General features: G+C 64.9%; 1 protein-coding gene and 3 pseudogenes. 1 reads left to right on the forward strand and 3 read right to left on the reverse strand.

Annotated features, from left to right (window positions below; genetic code table 11):
* The 3 genes and pseudogenes from AHiyo1_RS21330 to AHiyo1_RS27505 form a co-directional block, all read right to left on the reverse strand.
* Positions 1-260: pseudogene (locus AHiyo1_RS21330) on the reverse strand (2-phosphosulfolactate phosphatase); the annotation flags it as partial.
* A pseudogene (locus AHiyo1_RS21335) lies at positions 257-1,125 on the reverse strand (DUF4031 domain-containing protein). The pseudogenes AHiyo1_RS21330 and AHiyo1_RS21335, both read right to left, overlap by 4 nt.
* Before the next feature lie 17 nt (positions 1,126-1,142).
* Positions 1,143-2,054: an SRPBCC family protein gene (locus AHiyo1_RS27505; RefSeq protein WP_253257527.1), complete on the reverse strand. Its 912-nt coding sequence runs from the start codon at positions 2,052-2,054 to the stop codon at positions 1,143-1,145.
* Between the two features lie 226 nt (positions 2,055-2,280).
* Between AHiyo1_RS27505 and AHiyo1_RS27510 the strand changes: the two are divergent.
* A pseudogene (locus tag AHiyo1_RS27510) lies at positions 2,281-3,998 on the forward strand (ATP-dependent Clp protease ATP-binding subunit); the annotation flags it as partial.

Consider the following 3,998-nt stretch of genomic DNA (forward strand, 5'->3'; position numbering starts at 1 on the left):
CTCAATCCGCCTCCACCCCGCGGACCAGCCAGCTGGGCATCGTGGTGGGCGGCGAAATCCTCGGCCCCGGCGTCCTTCCACGCGTAGGGGAACACGATGGCACCGCGGTCGACGGCGACGCTGACGCATGTGGTGAAGGTGAGGACGTCAACCACGACGGCGAGGTCCGCTCCGGACGCAACCGCACGGGCGCCGTCGAGCCCCCATTCAAACCTCACGGTGAACGGAAGCTGCCGGTGCACCGTTCCCGCCATGGTCATGACAGTTCGGCCTCCAGGTTGCGGCGGGCGGCCTCCAGCCACAGGCTCCGCGCGCGTTCGCTGTGGAAGAGTGGATCCAAGGCGAGCAGATGGCGGACGACGGCGGCCCGGCCGGCAGCGAAGTCGGCATCGCTGACGTGGGCGTAGTCCTCGCGGACAGCAGCAAGGTAGCGGGCGTAAGCCGTTGGTTCCGCGCCGAGGATGGAGAGATCGGCGTCGCACAAGAGGGCGCCGAGTCGGTCTCCCGGTTCGGGGCTGTGGGTGGAGGTCAGCCTGACCAGCCGGGCAACTTCGTGGATCGTCGGTTCCGGGAGTCCCGCAAGAGCCAGGCGGTCCTCGGCCAGCCGGGCCGATTGCTCTTCGTCCTGCCCTGCGATTCCCTCGTAGACGGCGTCATGGAACCATGCGGCCAACGTCACTGAGCGCGCTGGCAGAGAGGGTTCGCTCAGGAGATCCATGGCTTCCAGGACCGCCAGCAAATGCGTGCGGCTGTGGTATTTCCGATGGTCCTCGCCCCAGCGTTCGAGGAGCTCAAAACCCAGCTCCTCATGTCCTGGAAGAGCCGAATTCCAGCGCTCCAGCAAGGGTACGGTGAGCGCCTTGCTGCGTTGGCGGGCGGGGATCCGCAAGCCGCTCGCGATCAGTTTCCGCACAAGAATGCGCGCCTCCACGGGGATGGCGCCTGCGGACAGGAGGTCCTGGTAGCGGCGTTCCGGGACGTCGTAGTGGTCGCCGTCGAAGGCGCGCCCGGGAATCCCCGCGGCTTCGGCGAAGGCATGCAACTCCTCGAGCGAGGTGTCCGAGAGAGGTGCGAAAACACGGTCCCGTGCGCGGGCCACAGCGGCGGATCAACGTAGACGGCCATGGCCCGCGCCAGAGAACTTAGGAGTTTTTCCGGGTGGCTACCGCAGAGAGAGCGGTTAAACCCTTTTCGAAGTCGCCGCCCACCATCTTCTCCATGTTCATGAACAAAGCGAAGATTTTGCCGAGGCCTTTGTTCTCGCCGGTCATGGTCCAGGTGACGCGGGTGCCGTCCCCTTCGGGCACGAAGGTGAACCCTGTGGGATTGACTGCCTTCATCGGCTTGGTGAACTCGAGGCGGATGTCGATCTTGCCGGGCTCCTCCGAGCCGACGATTTCCATGGTTCCGGTGCCGGCCTTGTTGTTGCCGCTCCAGGCATACTTTGCTCCGACGCCGGATTCGTTGCCGGAATAGCTCCGGTTCAGCTTGGGGTCCACGGCTTCCCACGGAGACCACTTGGTCCACTCGTGGAAGTTGTTGACGAAGGGGAAGACGTCGGCGGGTGCGGCGGGGATCAGCGCATTGCGAGTCACTGTGAAGGGTGCCATGTGCATATCGTACGGCGCTTTGCCGGGATCGTGGGCGCGGGCCGAGTGCTGCGTTCCGGCACGCAGCGCGCGGCCCGGACCCACGATTTCGACGGCGGGTGCTGCCTTACATGCCCGGAACGTCGAGCGCTTCGTAGACGGTGATCGAGCTTCGGGGGCCATGAGGAAATGCGGGTGGCCTTCGAGGAGCTTCAGCGCTCCGTCCATGTCTTCGGCTTGGAGGACGCTGTAACCGCCCACGCCGGTCTCTGCATCGGATACTCCAGAGTTCCCAACCACTTTGCCGCCACCGAGGGGTGTGCCAAGATCGGCAAGCCCAGCGCCAGCCTTCGCGGCCCAGTCCATCCACAGCTTCATGCCTTCGGCTGCTGCCTCAGGGGAGCTGTCAGCCATCATCGATTCCGCCGATTGTGGTGCATTGTAGAGAACTACGAACTTCTTCATTGCGTGTCCTTTTTCTCATGCGCGCCCGGGGGGTGTTCCACCCGGTCACACCTGATCCTAGGGCCAGGGAACGCAAACAGCGAGGGACTTTTCACCGTAAGCGGGGAAGGCTATGGACAGCAGTTTCGCCGTCGGCAAACATGGAGCAGGAGGGACGCTTCGCCAAAGTTGAGCATAGTAGACTCAACTTTGAGAAATAGTCATCTTTCCCGAGAGGAGCTCTTCCATGGACGTCAAATTCACCACCAAGAGCCAGGAGGCTCTTTCCGCGGCGGCCATGAACGCCTCCACCGCCGGAAATCCGCAGCTGGAGCCAGCCCACTTGCTCAAAGCCCTCATGGATCAACGCGAGGGCGTCGCGGTGGCGCTTTTGCGCGCCACCGGAGCGGACCCGGATGCCGTGAGCGTCCAGGCGAGTTCGGCCATCAAGGCCCTGCCGTCGTCGTCGGGCAGTTCAGTGCAGCAAGCGCAGCTTCCCGCCCTTCGATGCAGGCCATCCAGGCCGCCCAGAACGAGGCCGAGAAACTCGGCGATTCCTTCGTGTCCACTGAGCACCTCCTCTTGGGGCTCTCTGCCGGTAGCGACGCCGTGGGGAAGCTATTGCGCGACGCCGGCGCCTCCCACGAAGCGCTCCTCGCCGCCTTGCCGGGTGTCCGCGGTGACCGGAAAGTTACCTCGCAAGACCCGGAAAACACCTTCCAGGCGCTTGAGAAATACGGCACGGACCTCACCGCCGTCGCGCGCTCCGGCAAGCTGGATCCCGTGATCGGGCGGGACAGCGAAATTCGCCGAGTGGTCCAGGTCCTGAGCCGCCGCACCAAGAACAACCCCGTGCTGATCGGCGAACCCGGCGTCGGCAAGACCGCCGTCGTCGAAGGCCTCGCCCAGCGCATGGTGGCAGGTGACGTCCCGGAAAGCCTGCGGGGCAAGACCCTCATCGCGCTGGACCTCGCATCCATGGTGGCCGGCGCGAAGTACCGCGGCGAATTCGAGGAACGGCTCAAGGCCGTGCTGGAGGAGATCAAGAACTCCAACGGGCAGATCGTTACGTTCATCGACGAAATCCACACTGTGGTGGCGCCGGTGCCACCGGTGAAAGCGCCATGGACGCAGGGAACATGCTCAAGCCCATGCTGGCCCGCGGCGAGCTGCGGCTCATCGGCGCAACCACCCTGGACGAGTACCGCGAGAACGTCGAGAAGGACCCTGCCCTGGAACGCCGCTTCCAGCAGGTCTACGTGGGCGAGCCAAGCGTGGAGGACACCATCGGCATCCTCCGCGGCCTCAAGGAACGCTACGAGGCCCACCACAAGGTAGCCATCGCGGACTCCGCCCTGGTAGCCGCCGCCACGCTCTCCAACCGCTACATCTCGGGCCGTCAATTGCCGGACAAGGCCATCGACCTCGTGGATGAGGCGGCGTCCCGGCTACGCATGGAAATCGACTCGGCTCCCGAGGAAATCGACCAGCTCCGCCGTGCCGTGGACCGTCTCACCATGGAGGAATTGGCACTTGAGCGCGAGACGGATGCGGCCTCCATCGAACGCCTCGCCGCGCTCCGCGCGGACAAAGCGGACAAGAAGGAAGCCTTGGGTGCGCTGAACGCCCGCTGGGAAGCCGAGAAGGCCGGGCTCAACCGCGTGGGCGACCTCAAGGCAAAGATCGACGAATTGCGGTCCGCCGCCGAAAAGTACCAGCGCGAGGGCGACCTTGAAGCTGCCTCGCGCATTCTCTACGGCGAACTGCCCGCGTTGGAGCGCGAGCTCAGCGCAGCAGCCGAGGAAGAATCCGCCCGGGAAGCGCGCGGTGAAGCGAAGCCCGCCCTGATGGTCGCGGACGAAGTCACGGCGGACGATATCGCGGAGGTTATTTCGGCCTGGACGGGCATCCCCGCCGGCCGCATGCTCCAGGGGGAATCCCAGAAGCTGCTGCACATGGAAGAGG

The sequence above is a fragment of the Arthrobacter sp. Hiyo1 genome (assembly GCF_001263615.2).
In the GTDB taxonomy this organism is placed as follows: Bacteria; Actinomycetota; Actinomycetes; order Actinomycetales; family Micrococcaceae; genus Arthrobacter.